Below are 19,221 nucleotides of genomic sequence, written 5' to 3' on the forward strand. Positions count from 1 at the left end.
ATCCTTCCCCAATCTATACTTTCAATATGCCTCGTAAGCTTGTGAGACACACAGCGTGTCCCACAAGCCTGCGGGGATCTTTCCCGTCTGCAACGAGGAACCGCTCGTGACAACAATTGTAAGTGTACGCCGCAACGGCAAGGTCGTTATCGGTGGTGATGGCCAGGCCACATTGGGAAATACCGTCATGAAGGGCAACGTGAAAAAAGTACGTCGCCTGTATAACGATAAAGTGATCGCGGGCTTTGCCGGCGGTACGGCTGATGCCTTCACGCTGTTTGAGCTGTTCGAGCGCAAACTGGAAATGCATCAGGGTCATCTGGTGAAAGCCGCTGTAGAACTGGCGAAAGACTGGCGTACCGACCGTATGCTGCGTCGTCTGGAAGCGCTGCTGGCCGTCGCCGATGAAAATGCCTCGCTGATTATCAGCGGCAACGGTGACGTGATTCAGCCTGAAAACGATCTGATCGCGATTGGTTCCGGTGGACCTTATGCACAGGCGGCTGCCCGCGCGCTGCTGGAAAACTCCGAGCTGGGCGCGCGTGATATCGTCGAAAAATCGCTGAGCATCGCCGGTGACATTTGTATCTACACCAATCAATTCCACACCATCGAAGAATTGTCTTCTAAAGCGTAAGGATCGAAAATTATGTCTGAGATGACCCCGCGCGAGATTGTCAGCGAACTAGACAGCTACATCATTGGTCAGGATAAGGCGAAACGCGCCGTGGCCATTGCGTTGCGTAACCGCTGGCGCCGCATGCAGCTCGACGAAGCGCTGCGCCATGAAGTCACCCCGAAAAACATTCTGATGATCGGTCCAACCGGTGTGGGTAAAACCGAAATCGCCCGCCGTCTGGCAAAACTGGCCAATGCGCCGTTCATTAAAGTCGAAGCGACCAAATTCACAGAAGTCGGTTACGTCGGGAAAGAAGTGGATTCTATTATCCGCGATCTGACCGATTCCGCCGTGAAAATGATCCGTCTGCAATCGATCGACAAAAACCGCCATCGCGCCGAAGAACTGGCCGAAGAACGTATTCTCGATGTGCTGATCCCGCCTGCCAAAAACAACTGGGGCCAGCCGGACGAAGCGCAGGAACCTTCTGCCGCGCGCCAGAACTTCCGCAAAAAACTGCGTGAAGGTCAGCTCGACGACAAAGAAATCGAAATCAGTCTGGCCTCCGGGCCGATGGGCGTTGAAATCATGTCCCCTCCGGGCATGGAAGAAATGACCAACCAGCTACAGTCAATGTTCCAGAACATGGCGGGGCAGAAACAGAAACCGCGCAAGCTGAAAATCAAAGAAGCCTACAAGCTGCTGATTGAAGAAGAAGCGGCAAAGCTGGTGAATCCGGAAGATCTGAAAGAACAGGCGATTGAAGCCGTTGAGCAGCACGGGATCGTGTTCATCGATGAAATCGACAAAATCTGTAAACGCGGCGGACAAAGCTCTGGTCCTGACGTATCCCGCGAAGGTGTTCAGCGCGACCTGCTGCCGCTGGTGGAAGGCTGTACGGTGTCCACCAAGCACGGCATGGTGAAAACGGATCACATTCTGTTTATTGCCTCCGGCGCTTTCCAGACGGCTAGTCCGTCTGATCTGATCCCTGAATTGCAGGGTCGTTTGCCGATCCGTGTGGAACTGCAGGCGCTGTCGACCGAAGACTTCGAACGCATCCTGACCGAGCCAAGTGCTTCCCTGACCCATCAGTACAAAGCATTGATGGCGACCGAAGGTGTGACGATTGATTTTACTGCTGACGGCATCCGCCGTATCGCTGAAGCGGCATGGCAGGTAAACGAAACCACCGAGAACATTGGTGCGCGTCGTCTGCATACCGTTCTGGAGCGTCTGATGGAAGATATCTCTTACGACGCCAGTGAAAGCAACGGTATTTCCATAAACATTGATGCAGATTATGTTAGAAGCCACCTTGATCAGCTGGTAGCTGATGAAGATCTGAGCCGTTTTATCTTATAATTTGCTCATACGTTCCGAAAGTGATCTTCAGGGAGGCGTTTGCCTCCCTGTTTTTTTTGATTTCGGACTGACTTGTTCACCTGAGCGAATCCACTATGAGCACTATGACTCCCTGCACTCCGACGACGCCCACCCGCGCCTGGCTCGAAAGCCTGCGTCCTAAAACGCTGCCTCTGGCTTTTGCCTCTATCGTCATGGGTTCTGCTATTGCCAGCTTGCAAGGCGTTTTTCATCCGCTGATCGCGCTGCTGGCGTTGCTCACCGCCGGGTGTCTGCAAATCTTGTCGAATCTGGCGAATGATTATGGCGATGCCGAAAAAGGCAGCGATACGCCGGATCGCGTGGGGCCTTTGCGCGGAATGCAAAAAGGGATGATTACGGCTGCACAGATGAAACGCGCCATTATGCTGACCATCGCGCTGACCATTGTCTGCGGCATCACGCTTATCGCCGTAGCGTGTCATAAGCCGAGCGACGTGGTCGGTTTCCTGATCCTCGGTTTGCTGTCGATTGGCGCGGCGATCACCTACACAGTAGGCACCCGCCCTTACGGTTACATGGGGCTCGGAGATATTTCGGTACTGATTTTCTTTGGCTGGATAAGCGTAGCGGGGACATTCTATTTGCAGGCCGGATATTTTGACTGGATAGTCATGTTGCCAGCAACGGCAACCGGTTTGCTGTCTACTGCGGTGCTCAACATTAACAATTTGCGCGATATCGAAACCGACAGCGCCAACGGCAAAAATACGCTGGCAGTGCGCCTCGGGCCGGTAAATGCCCGCCGTTATCACACCATTATTCTGAGCGCCGCCTCGCTTTGTCTGGCGATATTCTCTGCCGTTCACCTGCATCATTGGACCGGCTGGCTGTTCCTTCTGGCACTGCCGATGCTGGCTGTTCACATCAAACGCGTGAATCACACCAAAACGTCAATGGAAGTGCGCCCTCTGCTGGAGCACATGGTAAAAGCTGCGTTACTGACTAACGTATTGTTTGCAGTAGGTCTGTTACTCAATTGATGAAAAGTAGCCAGGCGTGCGCTAATCGCGCTGCTTTTCACATTTAACAATTGATGATTTTGCCAACATCCGCTCTAAAAGGATATACTGAACACTCATGCAGCAACCAGATGAAATCCTATGAAATACGATACTTCCGAACTTTGCGATATCTACCATGAAGAAGTGAATGTTGTCGAACCCCTGTTCTCCAACTTTGGTGGACGTACTTCATTTGGCGGGCAAATCACGACAGTGAAGTGTTTCGAAGACAATGGCTTGCTTTATGACCTGCTGGAAGAGAATGGCCGTGGGCGCGTGCTGGTGGTCGATGGTGGGGGTTCTGTTCGTCGCGCGTTGCTTGATGCCGGTCTGGCACGTCAGGCTCTGCAAAACGAATGGGAAGGCATTTTGATTTACGGTGCAGTTCGTCAGGTGGACGATCTGGAAGAGCTCGATATTGGCATTCAGGCGATGGCAGCGATTCCGGCGGGTGCAGGCAGTGAAGGGATCGGCGAAAGCGACATTCGTGTCAACTTCGGCGGCGTGACCTTCTTCTCCGGTGACCATCTGTATGCTGATAACACCGGTATCATCCTTTCAGAAGACCCGCTCGATATCGAATAATCTTCGCTTTCAGCAACAAAAAAGGACGCCCTGGCGTCCTTTTTTATGCTTATACATCAAGCGCTTCGGCGGAAGTCCTCAGACTTCTTCCATTTTTCCCAACAGCGCACGCAAACGATCCTGCCACACGTGTTGTTCTTCTTTCAGTTGCGCATTTTCACGCACCAGCGACTCGTGATTACCACTCGCCTGCTGAACTTCATGAGACAGGGTGTTGTTCTGCTCTTTCAGTTCTTCGATTTCCATCTGCAACAGAGTAATGGTATCGATCGCTTGCTGAACTTTAGCTTCTAGTTTCTCAAATACTTCAAATGACATTTTTCGGTCCCCTTATGTTCGCAAGGCGCACATCTTATGTTCTGCCGCATCGTCCGGACACGGCTCAAAAATTCCTGCACTTCGTCGATTTTTATAACAAATTCAAACCAGAAAAACGTCTGAACCCTTCAAAACCGGCGGGTGTCTTAACGGGTGATTGTATGTAGCCAGCCATGCCCTGTCTAGCAAGAACCCCTCTCAGCACGCAGTCTGTTGCAATTTTAACGGGCCGGGTATCAGGAAATGCTTAAAAAGCAGAGGCACTCACCAGAAATATCACTGAATACCGAATACTCTGAGCGCCGTTCTGACATACGCGATGAGCGGTAACCCCTTCGCGAAGTTGTCACAGCGTGGCTTTTTTACCCGTCAGCATGACCTTTGAACACGCGAAATCGCTCATTTTTATGACGCAACACACAAATATTGATTTCGCTATTTCTCGTTTATGCTCGTTAACGATAAATTCACATTACGTTCTCATTTAATGATGAACGGCAAAATCCGATTACGTTCACGTACGCAAGACAGAAAAACTATAACTAACCATTAACATCATCCTTAGCAGGATCAAACTATGAGCCAAACCATGAGTTCCACATTAAAAGGTCAGTGCATCGCTGAGTTTCTGGGTACCGGGCTTATCATTTTCTTTGGCGCAGGCTGTGTTGCTGCGCTGAAACTTGCCGGAGCATCCTTTGGCCAGTGGGAAATCAGTATCGTCTGGGGATTCGGTGTCGCAATGGCCATTTACCTGACCGCCGCGATTTCGGGCGCACATCTGAACCCGGCTGTCACCGTCGCCTTATGCTTGTTCGCGAACTTTGAAGGACGCAAAGTTCTGCCCTACATCATCGCACAAGTCGCAGGCGCCTTCTGCGCAGCTGCACTGGTTTACGGGCTTTATTACAACCTGTTCTTCGATTTCGAGCAAAGCCACAACATGGTGCGCGGCAGTGTGGAAAGTCTGGATCTGGCCGGTATTTTCTCGACCTATCCAAACCCGCATATCAGCGTGCTTCAGGCCTTCCTGGTTGAAACGGTGATCACCGCTGTTCTGATGGCACTGATCCTCGGCCTGACCGACGACGGTAACGGCCTTCCGCGTGGCCCGCTGGCTCCGCTGCTGATCGGTATTCTGATTGCCGTCATCGGTGCCTCCATGGGCCCACTGACCGGCTTCGCCCTGAACCCGGCACGTGATTTCGGTCCAAAACTGTTCGCTTTCTTTGCAGGCTGGGGCAAAGTGGCCTTCACCGGCGCACGTGATATCCCTTACTTCCTGGTACCGATTTTTGGCCCGTTACTCGGCGCGATACTGGGTGCCGCAGGCTATAAAGCGCTGATTAGCCGCCATCTGCCGCATCAGATCAATGATATTGCGGAAGACAAAGCACAGCAGCCTACCAAACAGCGTAAGGCCTGATCGGCTAAACTGTTCCATAGCTTACTTATTCGCAGGATGAAAATTATGTCAGCAGATACGACTCACGAAAAAAAATACATCGTTGCGCTCGACCAGGGTACGACCAGCTCACGCGCCGTAGTTCTGGATCACGATGCCAACATCGTCAGCGTTTCACAGCGCGAATTCACCCAGATCTACCCGAAATCCGGTTGGGTAGAACACGACCCGATGGAAATCTGGTCATCGCAAAGCTCGGTATTGGTAGAAGTGCTGGCGAAAGCCGACATCAATTCGGATCAGATCGCCGGTATCGGTATCACCAACCAGCGTGAAACCACCATCGTTTGGGAAAAAGAAACCGGCAAGCCGATTTACAACGCAATTGTGTGGCAATGCCGTCGTACTGCTGAGATCTGTGAAAAGCTGAAGAAAGACGGAATGGAAGAGTACATCCGTCACAACACCGGCCTGGTGGTTGACCCTTACTTTTCTGGTACCAAGCTGAAATGGATCCTCGACCACGTTGAAGGCTCCCGTGAACGCGCTGCCCGCGGCGAGTTGCTGTTCGGCACCGTTGACACCTGGCTGGTGTGGAAAATGACTCAGGGACGCGTTCACGTTACCGATTACACCAACGCCTCTCGTACCATGATGTTCAATATCCACAATCTGGAATGGGATGAACGCATGCTGGAAGTGCTGGATATCCCGCGCGCCATGCTGCCGGAAGTCCGTCCTTCCTCAGAAATTTACGGCCAGACCAACATTGGTGGTAAAGGCGGTACGCGTATCCCGATCGCCGGTATTGCGGGTGACCAGCAGGCCGCGCTGTATGGCCAGCTGTGCGTTCAACCGGGTATGGCGAAAAATACTTACGGCACCGGCTGCTTCCTGCTGATGAATACCGGTACAGAAGCCGTGACGTCGAAAAATGGCCTGCTGACCACCATCGCCTGCGGTCCGCGTGGTGAAGTAAACTATGCGCTGGAAGGTGCGGTCTTTGTCGGCGGTGCCTCCATTCAGTGGCTGCGCGACGAACTGAAGCTGATCAGCGACGCGACAGACTCCGAATATTTCGCCAGCAAAGTCAAAGACACCAACGGTGTTTACGTGGTACCAGCCTTCACCGGCCTCGGCGCGCCTTACTGGGACCCGTATGCCCGTGGCGCGATCTTCGGCCTGAGCCGCGGCGCGAACAGCAATCACATCATCCGTGCAACGCTGGAATCCATCGCTTACCAGACGCGCGACGTACTTGACGCAATGCAGGCTGATTCAGGCACCCGCCTGCAATCCCTGCGCGTGGACGGCGGCGCGGTCGCCAACAATTTCCTGATGCAGTTCCAGTCAGATATTCTTGGCACACGTGTTGAGCGCCCTGCCGTTCTGGAAGTCACCGCGTTGGGTTCAGCCTTCCTCGCCGGTCTGGCAGTCGGTTTCTGGAACGATCTGGACGAAGTGCGCAGCAAAGCGACTATCGAACGCGAATTCCGTCCGAGCATTGAAACTACAGAACGCAATGTTCGCTACAAAGGCTGGCAGAAAGCCGTTGCCCGCGTGCGTTCTTGGGAAGATCACGACGAGTAACCGTCATTTTTTAACGCCAACACCCATTCTGAAACTCCCCTCTGGGGAGTTTTTTTATGCGTCTTTCCCACTGTGCTAAAATCCCCCCACAGATGAGCCTTGCCTCACCGACCACTTTTTTTCTTTCTACAGGCTTCCCAATGAAACGTGAATTAGCAATCGAGTTTTCCCGTGTGACCGAAGCGGCCGCGCTAGCCGGTTATAAGTGGCTTGGCCGTGGCGACAAAAACCTCGCCGACAACGCCGCCGTTCAGGCGATGCGCATCATGCTCAACAACGTCGATATCGATGGCACCATCGTGATTGGCGAAGGGGAAATTGATGAAGCGCCAATGCTGTATATCGGCGAAAAAGTGGGAACCGGCAACGGCGACGCGGTGGATATCGCGGTCGACCCGATTGAAGGCACGCGCATGACGGCAATGGGCCAAGCCAACGCGCTGGCAGTGCTGGCGGTTGGCGATCAGGGCTCATTCCTCAATGCGCCTGACATGTACATGGAAAAAATCGCCGTGGGTCCGGGCGCCAGAGGCGCGATTAATCTGGATCTGACGCTGGCGGAAAATCTGGCGAACATTGCCAGCGCGCTGAACAAACCGCTGACCGAACTGACTGTCGCCGTGCTGGCGAAACCACGTCACGATGAGGCGATCCGTGAAATGCTCGCCGCCGGCGTCCGCGTGTTTGCTTTCCCGGACGGCGATGTCGCCGCAACCATTCTGACCTGTATGCCGGAGAGTGAAGTCGATGTGTTGTACGGCATCGGCGGCGCACCGGAAGGCGTGATTTCAGCCGCGGTGATCCGTGCGCTGGATGGCGACATGCAGGGCCGTTTACTGGCGCGCCATGACGTGAAAGGCGATACGCCTGAAAATCGCCGCATAGGCGAAGAAGAGTTAACGCGCTGTAAAGCGATGGGCATCGAAGCGGGCAAAGTCCTTAAACTCGATGACATGGCGCGCAACGATAACGTTATCTTCTCGGCAACCGGCATCACCAAGGGCGATTTGCTGGAAGGAATCAGCCGTCAGGGCAATATGGCGACCACCGAAACCCTGCTGATCCGTGGTAAATCCCGCACCATCCGCCGTATCCGCTCGACACATTATCTCGACCGCAAAGACGCTGCGCTGCACGAATTTATTATCTGATCAGACGCCAGAAAAACAAAAAGCAGAGCGACTTGCTCTGCTTGTTTTGGCCTGAAAAGAGGATTACACCGTATGACCCTGCTCTTGCTGACGGTTGGACATCGGCCACCAGCACAGCAAAATCAGCAGCGACATCGCAAACATGAGCAGGCCAAGACTGAACTGACCGGTTTGCGGCAACATCGCCGACATCCACGCCACCAGCCCCGATCCCATATTCTGTAATCCGCCCACCAGCGCACCTGCCGCACCCGCGAGATATGGGAAAGGCTCCATCGCACCCGTCGTCGCCAGCGGGAATAACATTCCGGCGCCGAAGAAGAATAAAGAGGCCGGAACGATCAGCGTCCAGATATTCATGATGCCCAGCCAGCCGGGGATCCACATCGTCAGCCCCGCCAGCAGACAGCTGATGACCGAGTGCCACATCAGTTGCTGGAAGCTTTTCTCCGAACGGCCAGCGTACCAGGCACCAAAAAATGCCGCCGGGATCGGCAGGATAAACAGAATGCTGACCATCAGCCCGCTCAGGCCAAGCACCCCGCCCATCAGTACGCCGCAGCTCGCCTCAAACACCGCCACACCGGCCAGTGCGCCTACCAGCATTACCAGATAACGGCTGAAGTTGCCGTCGGCCAGCAACAGACGCAGGCTGCTCAACATTTTGCGTGGCTGATGATCGGCGGTGAATGCCGGGCGCGTCTCCGGCAGCCAGCGATACATTGAGAACGCCACACCGGCACACAGGATCAGCAGAAAACCAAAACTGGCACGCCAGCCTAACCATGCTGAGAGCGCGCCACCTATCACCGGTGCCATCAGCGGGCTGACCAGAATGCCCATATTCAGCAGGCTGTTGGCATGGCGTAATGCGCCCCCGCTGTACAGATCGCGCGGCATGGTTCGCGCCATCACGCCCGCCACGCCGGTGCCCATTCCCTGCACAGCGCTGGCGACGATCAACATGTTCAGACTGGAGGACATCATCGCGCCAGCCGCACCGATCAGAAAAATCATTAGCCCGGTCAGGATCACTGGCCTGCGGCCAATATTGTCCGACAACGGCCCATAAATCAGCTGCGAAGCGCCATAGGTGATCAGATACGCCGCCATCACACGCTGTACCGCGCCCGGTTTGACAGACAAGCTGGTGGCCATATCCGCGATATTCGGCACGTAAATGGTTTGCGCCATTTGCCCGACGGCCACCAGCAAAATCAACATCACTAACAGGTGAATGTTTTCCAGATTTTTCATTTTTCAGTTCATTATCAAATGGAGTTTGGAAAGTGCAGAACAAATAACCGCGAAATTGAGCGTGTTACGGCGGCGCATAAGTTAACAAATTAAGATGAATAAGCGAGGGTTAGGGCCAACTCTCCTGTGCCCTTGCTGGCAGCGGCAGGAGCCAGTGGTGTAACGCAAAGTGTACGGAATTCGACAGGGCATAACGGGCAAGGAACAGGCTGATAACATTTAACCGATAAGGGATCGAAAAAAATTGAAATAAAATCAGCACCTATATTGGGTAATCAAAAAAGACGGGAGTTTTTATGGCTGACTGGGTCACGGGAAAAGTCACAAAAGTTGAGCACTGGACGGACAATTTGTTCAGCATCACGGTCAATGCGCCAGTCGATCCTTTCACCGCAGGCCAGTTTGCCAAACTCTCGTTAGAACTCGGCGGCGAGCGCGTTCAGCGCGCCTATTCCTATGTGAATCCGCCGTCCAGCAGCGATTTGGAATTCTACCTGGTCAACGTACCGGAAGGAAAACTCAGCCCGCGTCTGCACGTGATGCAGCCCGGTGATGAAGTTCAGGTCACGAAAGAGGCCGCCGGTTTCTTCGTGATCGATGAAGTGCCGGAGTGCGACCAGTTGTGGATGCTGGCGACCGGGACCGCAATCGGGCCGTACTTATCGATTTTGCAGGAAGGTAAAGGGCTGGAGCGGTTCAAAAATATCGTTCTGGTACACGCCGCACGCTTCGCAGCCGATCTCAGTTATCTACCTCTGATGCAGGCACTTCAGCGCCGCTATGAAGGCAAACTGCACATCCAGACCGTGGTCAGCCGCGAAGAAATCTCTGGCTCGCTGACCGGGCGTGTTCCTGCACTGATTGAGAACGGCACGCTCGAAGAAGCGGTCGGCCTGAAAATGCTCGCCGACGACAGCCACGTTATGCTGTGCGGCAATCCGCAGATGGTACGCGATACCCAGCAGGTGCTGAAAGACACCCGGGGTATGCGCAAACATCTCAAACGCAAGCCGGGGCACATGACCAGCGAGCATTACTGGTAAGCGTCTATTTAAACCTGACCTCGTCCGGCTCCGGGCCAAAGCGATTTGTGCCCGGTGTACCGATAAAGGCACCGCAGTCGATAATCAGCATAATAAAGATAACCGACGGCACCAGCCGGCCTAATACCCAGCTCCACGTCTGCGGCATCGCTGCGGCCCAGTTACCGGCGACCAACATCCAGGCCAGTACAAACAACAGCGCCCACCACGCCGACTTATTGCGGTCATGTAACCTTTTCACCAGCACAGCGGCGGTCGGCCAGAGTAAAACGACCAGCGCAAATCCGGCGGACTGATAAGTTATCCATTCCTGCGCTGCAAAGAGAAAATCAGCCGCCATCAGGACGAGCCAGCTGACCATCCAGAGCCAAAAATCCCGGCGGCCCATCCGGCCATTAAAAGAAAACAGTGCGTGCTGTAACGTCATTGACAGTCAGTTCCATAGAAGACAATGGGAGTAAATTGATAAACCGGAGCGAGTGTAACCCAGCGATCGTCGCCGTGAGAATGTTTACGGTCTCCTTTTGACATTACCCCCCGATCCCCGCTTTAATCGGACTATTCAGATACGATAAGAAAAAACTTATGAATGCTGCAAAAACCCTTTTATCTTTGGCACTCCCGGTATTGCTGATGCTCGCAGGCGCAAAGATGGCCATCGCCAAGCCGCCGGTCGATCACTCCGGCACGGAAGAAATGCCGAAAGCACCTTATCTGCTCGCAGGCGCGCCCACCTTTGAAACGACGCTTGTTAACTTTCGCGCAAAATATAATGAAGCCAATCCGACTCAACAGATTGGTGAATTCCGCTCCATCAATGAAAAAGTGGCTAACAGCCCGCTGACCCGCGCGGCCAGCAAGATTAATGAAAATCTCTACGCTTCTACCGCGCTGGAAAAAGGCACCGGCAAAATCAAAACGCTGCAAATCACCTATCTACCGATTCAGGGGGCAGAGGAAAAAGCCGCGCGCGCACTGGCAATAAGCTACATGGCGAATCTCATGCGTCAGTTTGATGCCACCCTTTCGACAGAACAAAGCGTGGCAAAAGTGGCATCGCTTATCCAAAAAGGTAAAGGGCAGCAGTATTATCAGCAGGAGGTCGGCGCGGTGCGTTTTGTGGTTTCAGATAATGGAGAAAAAGGGCTGACGTTTGCCGTTGAGCCCGTCAAGCTGGCGTTGGCTGAGCCATAACATGACGGTATTTAATGACAAAAAGCAAAGCCTTTGCCTTCAATGATCTCTATACTGTTGGACAGGTAATCTGCTTGTTTGGCAGAAATTTTAATCGACACTCGCGTCCCCTTTTGGAGGAAAAAACATGCGACATCCATTAGTGATGGGTAACTGGAAGCTTAACGGTAGCACCCACATGGTTAACGAACTGATTGCTGCTCTGCGCACTGAACTGAGCACAGTTGAAGGTTGTGGCGTTGCGATTGCTCCACCAGAAGTTTACCTGTCACAGGCTAAACACGCTCTGGCTGGCAGCCGTATCGCGCTGGGTGCTCAGAACGTTGATGCTAACCTGTCCGGCGCATTCACCGGTGAAATCTCTGCCGACATGCTGAAAGATATCGGTGCGAAATACATCATCATCGGTCACTCAGAACGCCGTACTTACCACAAAGAAAGCGACGAGTTCATCGCCAAGAAATTCGGCGTGCTGAAAGACGCTGGTCTGATCCCGGTTCTGTGCATCGGTGAAACCGAAGCAGAAAATGAAGCAGGTCAGACTGAAGCCGTTTGCGCCAAGCAGCTGGACGCAGTACTGAACACCCTGGGTGCGAAAGCGTTCGAAGGTGCAGTTATCGCTTACGAACCTGTCTGGGCGATCGGTACCGGCAAATCAGCGACGCCTGCGCAGGCTCAGGCCGTTCACAAGTTCATTCGTGACCACGTGGCAAAACAAGACGCTGCGGTTGCTGAACAAGTGATCATCCAGTACGGCGGCTCTGTTAACGCGGCTAATGCAGCAGAACTGTTCACTCAGCCAGACATCGATGGTGCTCTGGTTGGCGGCGCATCTCTGAAAGCTGATGCATTCGCTGTGATCGTGAAAGCGGCAGCCGAAGCTAAAAAAGCGTAAGTCTGTTTCTTCTGCGCACAAAAAACCCCGGCATGCCGGGGTTTTTTATTGCCTGAATATTTTAACTCAGCGCATCAGCGTTTGGAGATTTGGTCGAAAATGCCGTCAGTCGCGAAGTGTTCTTTCTGCGCCTGTGCCCATGTACCTGCCACCTGATCAATCGTGAACAGTTTGAGCTTAGGGAATTCAGACGCGAATTTTTTCTCTACTTCCGCATCACGTGGACGATAATAGTTTTCTGCCGCGATGGTCTGGCCTTCCGGTGAATAGAGATATTTCAGATAAGCATCCGCCACGGTGCGGGTATCACGCTTATCAACCACTTTATCCACCACAGAAACCGTTGGCTCAGCCAAAATGGATTCGCTTGGCGTCACGATTTCAAACTTGTCTTTACCCACTTCTTTGGTTGCCAGCAGCGCTTCGTTTTCCCATGCAATCAGCACATCGCCGATACCACGTTCCACGAAGGTATTGGTCGCGCCACGTGCACCGGAATCCAGCACTTCGACGTTTTTGTATAACGCTTTCACAAAGTCCTGCGCTTTGGCTTTGTCATTATTGTTGTGATGCAGTGCGTAACCCCACGCAGCCAGATAGTTCCAGCGCGCACCGCCTGATGTTTTAGGGTTCGGCGTAATCACGGATACACCCGGTTTGATTAAATCATTCCAGTCATGAATTTGTTTCGGGTTGCCTTTACGTACCAGGAACACGATGGTCGAGGTGTATGGCGCAGAATTGTCCGGCAGACGGGTGATCCAGTTTTTGTCGATCCGGCCACGTTCAGCAATCGCATCCACATCATAAGCCAGCGCAAGCGTCACCACGTCGGCTTCAATCCCGTTGATCACCGACGTTGCCTGCTTGCCTGAACCGCCGTGTGACTGACGTACGGTCACAGTATCGCCGGTTTTGCCCTGCCAGTATTTGCTGAAGGCTTTGTTGTATTGTTCATAGAATTCGCGGGTTGGATCGTACGACACGTTCAGAATCTGAATGTCTTTGGCAATCGCCCCTGTTGCTACCAGCAGTAATGCCAGGCCTGCACCCCATTTACGCATCGCACTCTCTCCCGAAGATAGTTTCTATGGATTTCATTTGTTTGGTCTGATGAAGAGAGCGTGCCAGAGAAAAAGAAAACGAATAAAGAATAAAAGGTTTTTTACTATTACTTTATGGAATAACCAGAAAGCAGACTAAAAAAAACCTCCGGTTAAGGAGGCTCTTTGACTCAGACAGTCCGCTGTTTTAGAACAGTTTTTTAGCAGTGTTGTACCAGTCTTCTTTAAATTTGCTTTTCTTATTCTCTGGCGCGATGCACACGGAGATTAATTCATGCACCATTTTTTCGTTTTCAACACCGACGCAGAAACCGCCCTGAGAATAATCACGGCCTTCTTCAAGTAGCAGGTCGACCGCATAAGCGCCCATACGGGAAGCTAAGATACGATCATAAGCGACTGGCGCACCGCCGCGCTGGATGTGGCCCAATACGGTACCACGAGTTTCACGACAGGTTTCTTTCTCGATATATTTAGCCAGCTCATCAATATCATCTAACTTTTCAGTGATGGCGACGATAGCGTGTTTTTTACCTTTCGCGATACCGGCTTTGATTTCAGCAACCAGATCATCACGTTTGAATTCGACTTCAGGGATAGCGATAAATTCGCAACCACCGGCGATGGCAGCAGCCAGAGTCAGATCACCGCAGTAGCGGCCCATAACTTCAACGATAGAGATACGCTGGTGTGACGAAGAAGTGTCACGCAGACGGTCAATTGCTTCAACCACAGTGCCCAGTGCAGTGAAGAAACCGATGGTGTAGTCGGTGCCTGCTACGTCGTTGTCGATTGTGCCCGGCAGGCCGATACAGCGAATGCCGCCTTCTTTGGTCAGCAGGTCTGCGCCAGCGTAGGAGCCGTCACCACCAATCACTACCAGACCATCAATGCCACGATCTTTCATGTTCTGCAGAGCAATTTTACGCATGCCCGGATCGCGGAATTCAGGGAAACGTGCTGAACCCAGGAAAGTACCACCGCGGTTGATCATGTCTGACACGCTGTAGCGGTCCAGTTTTCTCATGCGGTTTTCATACATGCCGAGGTAGCCATCTTCGATACCGTAAACTTCCAAATCTGCTGATAAAGCCGCACGCACAACGCCACGGATCGCAGCATTCATACCTGGGGCATCGCCACCGCTTGTCAGTACACCAATTTTTTTGATCATGACTACCTCTGAACTTGTAGATGCAATTTCTTAAGAATCTTGAGCCTGCCTGTTGGGCGGATTTAACTCATGCAGCCAAAGGGCTTATTAGCGTTTGAGCCTATAGTATAACAAAACAGCGAAGCTGAATTGATTCAAGTCAGCAAGAACACGCATACATCACTCTGTACTTCGCAATTTACTGATTCATACGGCTTTTACAAGATATTTCCCGTTCGTTACGGGCAGATTTCCAGCTTGTTAATTCCCGATGAGGTAAAGATCGCAAACTCAAGGCAAAAAAAACCCCACCTTTCGGTGGGGGAAGACAGGGATGGTGTCTATGGCAAGGAAAAACAGGGATCTTACTCGGTCGTGCTGGTACTACTCGTCTTCTGGGCAGAAGGGGTTTGTAAGCCAGATAACTGCTGTCGCATCTGTTCAATGCGCAGCTCGTGTTTCTGGTTCAGTACGTTCTTTTGCTCAGGCGTCAGCAGATTAAACATCTGGTTGCGGATGCGGGCCATTTCGACCTGGCGATCCACCTGCTCCTGAGCCATTAATTCGGCTTGTGCCCGCACAGCTTTCTGGTCAAATTTTTCAGCGGTAACCAGACGGTGCATCGTTTCTAACTGTTCTACATTTATATCAGGCAAATCTTTTCGCGCCTGATGCATGAGGTCACGCATTTGCTGACGTTGTTGCTCCGTCAGATTTACACCATCAAACATGGTGTTGCGTTCCTGAGGCTTATCCAACATCGTGCTATTATGTTCTGCTGGCATCGCCGACATCGGTTTTGCACCCTCTGCTAAAGCGACACCTGAACTCAGTGTCAGTAGCGTGGCCAAACCTAGTGAAGCTGCCTTAAACATCACACACTCCTAAAAGTCTTTATCGCTCATCGCGAATCATTGAAAAGCAGTCTAAACCTGCTGCTGCAAACAAGCGTCAGTGCTTGTAAAAGTACGTAAAGTCATGGAATAGCGGCAATTGATGACGTATTTTGCGTCTAGAGGTAAATACAATGAATAAAATTTTGTTAGTTGATGATGACCGTGAACTGACTTCACTTTTGAAAGAATTGCTCGAAATGGAAGGCTTTAATGTTGTGGTTGCTTACGACGGTGAGCAGGCATTAGAGAAAGTCGATAACACTATCGATCTGCTGTTGCTTGACGTCATGATGCCGAAGAAAAACGGCATTGAAACCCTTAAAGAATTACGCCAGCGTCATCAGACGCCAGTGATTATGTTAACCGCGCGCGGCAGTGAACTGGATCGTGTATTGGGGCTGGAACTCGGCGCCGATGACTACCTGCCAAAGCCGTTTAATGACCGCGAACTGGTCGCGCGTATTCGTGCAATGCTGCGCCGTTCCAACTGGAGCGAACAACAGCAGACCAATGAAAATAATGGTTCCCCAACGCTGGAAGTCGATGGCTTGCAGCTGAACCCGGGGCGTCAGGAAGCCAGCTTTGACGGCGAAGCGCTGGATTTAACGGGCACTGAGTTTACGCTGTTGTATTTACTGGCAAAACATCTCGGCCAGGTTGTTTCCCGTGAACATCTGAGTCAGGAAGTTTTGGGGAAACGGCTGACACCGTTTGACCGCGCCATCGATATGCATATTTCGAATTTACGCCGAAAATTGCCCGATCGTCAGGACGGACATCCGTGGTTTAAAACCCTTCGTGGACGCGGTTATCTGATGGTTTCTGCTTCATGATAAACAGCCTTACGGCACGTATTTTTGCCATTTTCTGGTTCACATTAGCACTGGTGTTAATGTTGGTATTGATGGTGCCGAAACTCGATTCACGCCAGATAACGCCGTTGCTTGATAACGAGCAACGGCAAGGTCTGATGATTGAGCAACACGTCGAAGCTGAGCTGGCGAACGATCCGGCAAATGATTTGATGTGGTGGCGCAGGCTGTTCCGCGCGATCGACAAGTGGGCACCGCCGGGCCAGCGCTTGCTACTGGTCACCAGCGAAGGCCGGGTGATTGGTGCGCAACGCAATGAAATGCAAATTGTGCGTAACTTTATCGGGCAGTCTGATAACTCAGATCGTCCGAAAAAGAAAAAATACGGTCGCGTGGAAATGGTCGGCCCGTTCTCGGTTCGTGACGGCGAAGACAACTATCAGCTCTATCTGATGCGTCCGGCCAGCAGTTCGCAGTCTGACTTCATTAATCTGATGTTTGACCGGCCGCTGCTGCTGCTGATTGTCACGATGCTGATCAGTGCACCGCTCCTGCTCTGGCTGGCGTGGAGCCTGGCGAAACCGGCGCGTAAATTAAAAAATGCGGCGGACGATGTGGCACGGGGAAATCTCAAACAGCATCCGGAACTCGAGGCTGGCCCGCAGGAATTCCTCGCTACCGGTGCCAGTTTCAATCAGATGGTGAGCGCTCTCGAACGCATGGTGACCGCACAGCAACGGCTGATTTCGGACATCTCGCATGAGCTGCGTACCCCATTGACCCGTCTCCAGCTGGCTACCGCGCTGATGCGTCGTCGTCACGGTGAAGGCAAAGAACTGCAACGCATCGAAAACGAAGCGCAACGTCTCGATAGCATGATCAACGACTTACTGGTGTTATCACGCAGTCAGCACAAGAATGAGCTGTCGCGGGAAACACTGAAGGCTAATGAGCTGTGGGCCGGTGTGATTGACGATGCGCAGTTTGAAGCTGAGCAAATGGGCAAAACGCTGGAAGTGACCTCACCTCCGGGTCCGTGGAAACTCATCGGTAATGCTGCCGCGCTCGACAGTGCGCTGGAGAATATCGTGCGTAATGCCCTGCGTTATTCGCATCACCACATTGCACTGAATTTCGCCCACGACAGTGACGGGATCACTATCACCGTGGACGACGACGGTCCGGGTGTCAGTGAAACCGATCGCGAACAAATTTTCCGCCCGTTCTATCGCACCGATGAAGCGCGCGACCGTGAATCTGGCGGTACCGGCCTTGGGCTGGCTATCGTCGATACGGCGGTTCAGCAGCATCGCGGTAAGGTCAGGGCCGAAGACAGCCCGCTGGGCGGCCTGAGGCTGATTATCTGGCTGCCACTGCACCAGCGCTAAGTTTCTGTTATTCTGCGTCCCTCTATCAGGGGGACGCATGCTTAACATCGTTTTATTTGAACCAGAAATCCCGCCAAATACCGGCAACATCATCCGCCTGTGTGCCAACACGGGATGTCAGCTTCACCTCATCGAACCTTTAGGGTTCGGCTGGGACGATAAACGTCTGCGCCGTGCCGGGCTTGATTACCACGAATTCGCCAGCATCAAACATCATGCGAATTACGATGCCTTTCTCAGCAGTGAAAATCCACAGCGCCTGTTCGCACTGACCACCAAAGGTACGCCTGCGCACAGCGCGGTGAGCTATCAGGATAATGACTTTCTCGTGTTTGGTCCCGAGACCCGCGGCCTTCCGGCATACATCTTAGATAATCTGCCCGCCAGTCATAAAATTCGCATTCCGATGCTCGCGGAAAGCCGCAGCATGAATCTTTCGAATGCCGTGTCTGTAGTAGTGTATGAAGCGTGGCGTCAGCTGGGATATCCCGGTGCTTTGCTAAAGGAATAAATCCGAAGAGAAGAAAGTAAAACGATGGCATGCAGAAACATGCCATTTTTGTATCAGATACCGTCGCCGAATTCAAAACCCTGCACGATACCGTTAAAGTGCTGATCCATATCCATCGAAGGACGCTCGCTTTCCGGCCTGCCGACGATACGCGCGGGCACACCTGCAGCCGTGGTATGTGCGGGCACCGACTGCAAGACCACTGACCCAGCTCCAATCTTCGCGCCCACGCCGACCTCAATATTGCCAAGAATCTTCGCGCCTGCCCCAATCATTACACCTTCACGAATTTTCGGATGTCGGTCACCGCATGTTTTACCGGTACCACCGAGCGTGACGGATTGCAGAATAGAGACGTCGTTTTCGACGACGGCCGTTTCACCGATAACAATCCCTGTGGCGTGGTCGAGCATAATGCCGCAACCAATACGCGCCGCAGGATGGATATCCACGCCGAAGGAAACGGAAATCTGATTCTGGAAATAGATCGCCAGCGCTTTTCGGTCCTGTTTCCACAGCCAGTTGCCGATGCGGTAAGCCTGTAGCGCGTGGAATCCTTTCAGATAAAGCAGCGGCGTGGAGTATTTGTCGACGGCAGCATCGCGCTGATGCACTGCCAGAATATCGCGCGCGGCGGAGAGGATCATTTGCTCGTCGTTGCGATAGGCTTCTTCGACGACTTCACGGATGGCCATCGCAGGCATGATCGGGTTGCCCAGTTTGTTGGCCAGAATATAGCTCAACGCACTGCCCAGCGTTTCATGCTTAAGTAACGTCGCGTGGAAGAAGCTCGCCAGCATAGGTTCACACTCCGCCAGTGCTCGCGCCTCTGATTTAATGTTATTCCAGACCAGTTCTAATTCTTCTAACGACATCACTGTTCCTTACGACTTTGCAGATTCGGATAATAAAAAGCCGCCCTGTGGAGATCT

General features: G+C 52.6%; 20 protein-coding genes. 13 read left to right on the plus strand and 7 right to left on the minus strand.

Annotated elements, in window-relative coordinates:
• The first annotated feature begins 106 nt into the window (after positions 1–106).
• From hslV to rraA, 4 genes are all read left to right on the plus strand, one after another.
• Positions 107–637 carry an ATP-dependent protease subunit HslV gene (gene hslV / locus AC0Z7K_RS20550; protein ID WP_056774599.1) on the plus strand — a complete coding sequence of 177 codons (531 nt, stop codon included), beginning with the start codon at positions 107–109 and terminating at the stop codon, positions 635–637.
• 12 nt (positions 638–649) lie between these two features.
• A complete protein-coding gene (hslU, locus tag AC0Z7K_RS20555; RefSeq protein WP_413531210.1) occupies positions 650–1,984 on the plus strand; it encodes an ATP-dependent protease ATPase subunit HslU in 1,335 nt (444 codons plus the stop codon).
• A gap of 95 nt (positions 1,985–2,079) precedes the next feature.
• Positions 2,080–3,006: a 1,4-dihydroxy-2-naphthoate polyprenyltransferase gene (locus AC0Z7K_RS20560; protein WP_485615715.1), complete on the plus strand. Its 927-nt coding sequence runs from the start codon at positions 2,080–2,082 to the stop codon at positions 3,004–3,006.
• Positions 3,007–3,126: 120 nt separating this feature from the next.
• Positions 3,127–3,612, plus strand: a complete 486-nt coding sequence (gene rraA / locus AC0Z7K_RS20565; protein ID WP_112168902.1) for a ribonuclease E activity regulator RraA — start codon at positions 3,127–3,129, stop codon at positions 3,610–3,612.
• Between the two features lie 78 nt (positions 3,613–3,690).
• Here the strand turns inward: rraA and zapB are convergent, their stop codons facing one another.
• Entirely contained in the window at positions 3,691–3,930 is a 240-nt protein-coding gene (gene zapB / locus AC0Z7K_RS20570; protein WP_056774584.1) for a cell division protein ZapB, read from the minus strand.
• A gap of 577 nt (positions 3,931–4,507) precedes the next feature.
• On the opposite strand from zapB, the gene AC0Z7K_RS20575 reads away from it, so the two are divergent.
• The 3 genes from AC0Z7K_RS20575 to glpX all read left to right on the plus strand — a co-directional run bounded on the left by AC0Z7K_RS20575 (position 4,508) and on the right by glpX (position 8,076).
• A complete protein-coding gene (locus AC0Z7K_RS20575) occupies positions 4,508–5,356 on the plus strand; it encodes an MIP/aquaporin family protein (protein ID WP_413531208.1) in 849 nt (282 codons plus the stop codon).
• A 45-nt stretch (positions 5,357–5,401) separates the two neighbouring features.
• Positions 5,402–6,925 (plus strand): glycerol kinase GlpK, encoded by a 1,524-nt coding sequence (gene glpK / locus AC0Z7K_RS20580; RefSeq protein ID WP_413531207.1) that lies wholly within the window; start codon positions 5,402–5,404, stop codon positions 6,923–6,925.
• A gap of 140 nt (positions 6,926–7,065) precedes the next feature.
• On the plus strand, positions 7,066–8,076 hold the full coding sequence (glpX, locus tag AC0Z7K_RS20585) for a class II fructose-bisphosphatase (RefSeq protein ID WP_485615719.1): 1,011 nt from the start codon (positions 7,066–7,068) through the stop codon (positions 8,074–8,076).
• A gap of 63 nt (positions 8,077–8,139) precedes the next feature.
• On the opposite strand, the gene emrD is transcribed toward glpX, so the two are convergent.
• Positions 8,140–9,333 (minus strand): multidrug efflux MFS transporter EmrD, encoded by a 1,194-nt coding sequence (emrD, locus tag AC0Z7K_RS20590; protein ID WP_485615722.1) that lies wholly within the window; start codon positions 9,331–9,333, stop codon positions 8,140–8,142.
• A 296-nt stretch (positions 9,334–9,629) separates the two neighbouring features.
• Between emrD and fpr the strand changes: the two genes are divergently transcribed.
• Entirely contained in the window at positions 9,630–10,376 is a 747-nt protein-coding gene (gene fpr / locus AC0Z7K_RS20595) for a ferredoxin--NADP(+) reductase (RefSeq protein ID WP_485615724.1), read from the plus strand.
• Positions 10,377–10,380: 4 nt separating this feature from the next.
• On the opposite strand, the gene AC0Z7K_RS20600 is transcribed toward fpr, so the two are convergent.
• A complete protein-coding gene (locus tag AC0Z7K_RS20600; protein WP_413531203.1) occupies positions 10,381–10,803 on the minus strand; it encodes a DUF805 domain-containing protein in 423 nt (140 codons plus the stop codon).
• Positions 10,804–10,961: 158 nt separating this feature from the next.
• On the opposite strand from AC0Z7K_RS20600, the gene AC0Z7K_RS20605 reads away from it, so the two are divergent.
• Together AC0Z7K_RS20605 and tpiA are read left to right on the plus strand one after the other, a co-directional pair.
• Entirely contained in the window at positions 10,962–11,570 is a 609-nt protein-coding gene (locus AC0Z7K_RS20605) for a DUF1454 family protein (protein ID WP_485615726.1), read from the plus strand.
• A 127-nt stretch (positions 11,571–11,697) separates the two neighbouring features.
• Positions 11,698–12,465: a triose-phosphate isomerase gene (gene tpiA / locus AC0Z7K_RS20610; RefSeq protein WP_413531201.1), complete on the plus strand. Its 768-nt coding sequence runs from the start codon at positions 11,698–11,700 to the stop codon at positions 12,463–12,465.
• Positions 12,466–12,539: 74 nt separating this feature from the next.
• Here the strand turns inward: tpiA and AC0Z7K_RS20615 are convergent, their stop codons facing one another.
• The 3 genes from AC0Z7K_RS20615 to cpxP all read right to left on the minus strand — a co-directional run bounded on the left by AC0Z7K_RS20615 (position 12,540) and on the right by cpxP (position 15,557).
• Complete coding sequence (locus tag AC0Z7K_RS20615; protein WP_120078316.1) at positions 12,540–13,529, minus strand: sulfate ABC transporter substrate-binding protein; 990 nt, start codon at positions 13,527–13,529, stop codon at positions 12,540–12,542.
• 187 nt (positions 13,530–13,716) lie between these two features.
• Positions 13,717–14,703 carry a 6-phosphofructokinase gene (pfkA, locus tag AC0Z7K_RS20620; protein ID WP_112165112.1) on the minus strand — a complete coding sequence of 329 codons (987 nt, stop codon included), beginning with the start codon at positions 14,701–14,703 and terminating at the stop codon, positions 13,717–13,719.
• 344 nt (positions 14,704–15,047) lie between these two features.
• Positions 15,048–15,557 carry a cell-envelope stress modulator CpxP gene (gene cpxP / locus AC0Z7K_RS20625; RefSeq protein WP_413531200.1) on the minus strand — a complete coding sequence of 170 codons (510 nt, stop codon included), beginning with the start codon at positions 15,555–15,557 and terminating at the stop codon, positions 15,048–15,050.
• Positions 15,558–15,709: 152 nt separating this feature from the next.
• Between cpxP and cpxR the strand changes: the two genes are divergently transcribed.
• From cpxR to trmL, 3 genes are read left to right on the plus strand one after another with little or no spacing between them, the layout of a single operon-like run.
• On the plus strand, positions 15,710–16,411 hold the full coding sequence (gene cpxR, locus AC0Z7K_RS20630) for an envelope stress response regulator transcription factor CpxR (protein ID WP_413531199.1): 702 nt from the start codon (positions 15,710–15,712) through the stop codon (positions 16,409–16,411).
• Positions 16,408–17,778 carry an envelope stress sensor histidine kinase CpxA gene (gene cpxA, locus AC0Z7K_RS20635; RefSeq protein WP_413531198.1) on the plus strand — a complete coding sequence of 457 codons (1,371 nt, stop codon included), beginning with the start codon at positions 16,408–16,410 and terminating at the stop codon, positions 17,776–17,778. The genes cpxR and cpxA overlap by 4 nt, the downstream gene beginning before the upstream one ends.
• Positions 17,779–17,815: 37 nt before the next feature.
• Positions 17,816–18,289 carry a tRNA (uridine(34)/cytosine(34)/5-carboxymethylaminomethyluridine(34)-2'-O)-methyltransferase TrmL gene (gene trmL / locus AC0Z7K_RS20640; protein WP_413531197.1) on the plus strand — a complete coding sequence of 158 codons (474 nt, stop codon included), beginning with the start codon at positions 17,816–17,818 and terminating at the stop codon, positions 18,287–18,289.
• Between the two features lie 53 nt (positions 18,290–18,342).
• Here trmL and cysE read toward each other — a convergent pair whose 3' ends face one another.
• Entirely contained in the window at positions 18,343–19,164 is an 822-nt protein-coding gene (gene cysE, locus AC0Z7K_RS20645; RefSeq protein WP_112165120.1) for a serine O-acetyltransferase, read from the minus strand.
• Positions 19,165–19,221 lie beyond the last annotated feature (57 nt).

This window comes from Rahnella sp. 1L-D-7-B-C2, assembly GCF_057290995.1.

Bases quoted from the DNA above. Each gene is read 5' to 3' on its own strand.
- hslU (WP_413531210.1), top strand. From the start codon at position 650: ATGTCTGAGATGACCCCGCGCGAGATTGTCAGCGAACTAGACAGCTAC.
- AC0Z7K_RS20560 (WP_485615715.1), top strand. From the start codon at position 2,080: ATGAGCACTATGACTCCCTGCACTCCGACGACGCCCACCCGCGCCTGG.
- rraA (WP_112168902.1), top strand. From the start codon at position 3,127: ATGAAATACGATACTTCCGAACTTTGCGATATCTACCATGAAGAAGTG.
- zapB (WP_056774584.1), bottom strand. From the start codon at position 3,930: ATGTCATTTGAAGTATTTGAGAAACTAGAAGCTAAAGTTCAGCAAGCG.
- AC0Z7K_RS20575 (WP_413531208.1), top strand. From the start codon at position 4,508: ATGAGCCAAACCATGAGTTCCACATTAAAAGGTCAGTGCATCGCTGAG.
- glpK (WP_413531207.1), top strand. From the start codon at position 5,402: ATGTCAGCAGATACGACTCACGAAAAAAAATACATCGTTGCGCTCGAC.
- glpX (WP_485615719.1), top strand. From the start codon at position 7,066: ATGAAACGTGAATTAGCAATCGAGTTTTCCCGTGTGACCGAAGCGGCC.
- emrD (WP_485615722.1), bottom strand. From the start codon at position 9,333: ATGAAAAATCTGGAAAACATTCACCTGTTAGTGATGTTGATTTTGCTG.
- fpr (WP_485615724.1), top strand. From the start codon at position 9,630: ATGGCTGACTGGGTCACGGGAAAAGTCACAAAAGTTGAGCACTGGACG.
- AC0Z7K_RS20600 (WP_413531203.1), bottom strand. From the start codon at position 10,803: ATGACGTTACAGCACGCACTGTTTTCTTTTAATGGCCGGATGGGCCGC.
- AC0Z7K_RS20605 (WP_485615726.1), top strand. From the start codon at position 10,962: ATGAATGCTGCAAAAACCCTTTTATCTTTGGCACTCCCGGTATTGCTG.
- tpiA (WP_413531201.1), top strand. From the start codon at position 11,698: ATGCGACATCCATTAGTGATGGGTAACTGGAAGCTTAACGGTAGCACC.
- AC0Z7K_RS20615 (WP_120078316.1), bottom strand. From the start codon at position 13,529: ATGCGTAAATGGGGTGCAGGCCTGGCATTACTGCTGGTAGCAACAGGG.
- pfkA (WP_112165112.1), bottom strand. From the start codon at position 14,703: ATGATCAAAAAAATTGGTGTACTGACAAGCGGTGGCGATGCCCCAGGT.
- cpxP (WP_413531200.1), bottom strand. From the start codon at position 15,557: ATGTTTAAGGCAGCTTCACTAGGTTTGGCCACGCTACTGACACTGAGT.
- cpxR (WP_413531199.1), top strand. From the start codon at position 15,710: ATGAATAAAATTTTGTTAGTTGATGATGACCGTGAACTGACTTCACTT.
- cpxA (WP_413531198.1), top strand. From the start codon at position 16,408: ATGATAAACAGCCTTACGGCACGTATTTTTGCCATTTTCTGGTTCACA.
- trmL (WP_413531197.1), top strand. From the start codon at position 17,816: ATGCTTAACATCGTTTTATTTGAACCAGAAATCCCGCCAAATACCGGC.
- cysE (WP_112165120.1), bottom strand. From the start codon at position 19,164: ATGTCGTTAGAAGAATTAGAACTGGTCTGGAATAACATTAAATCAGAG.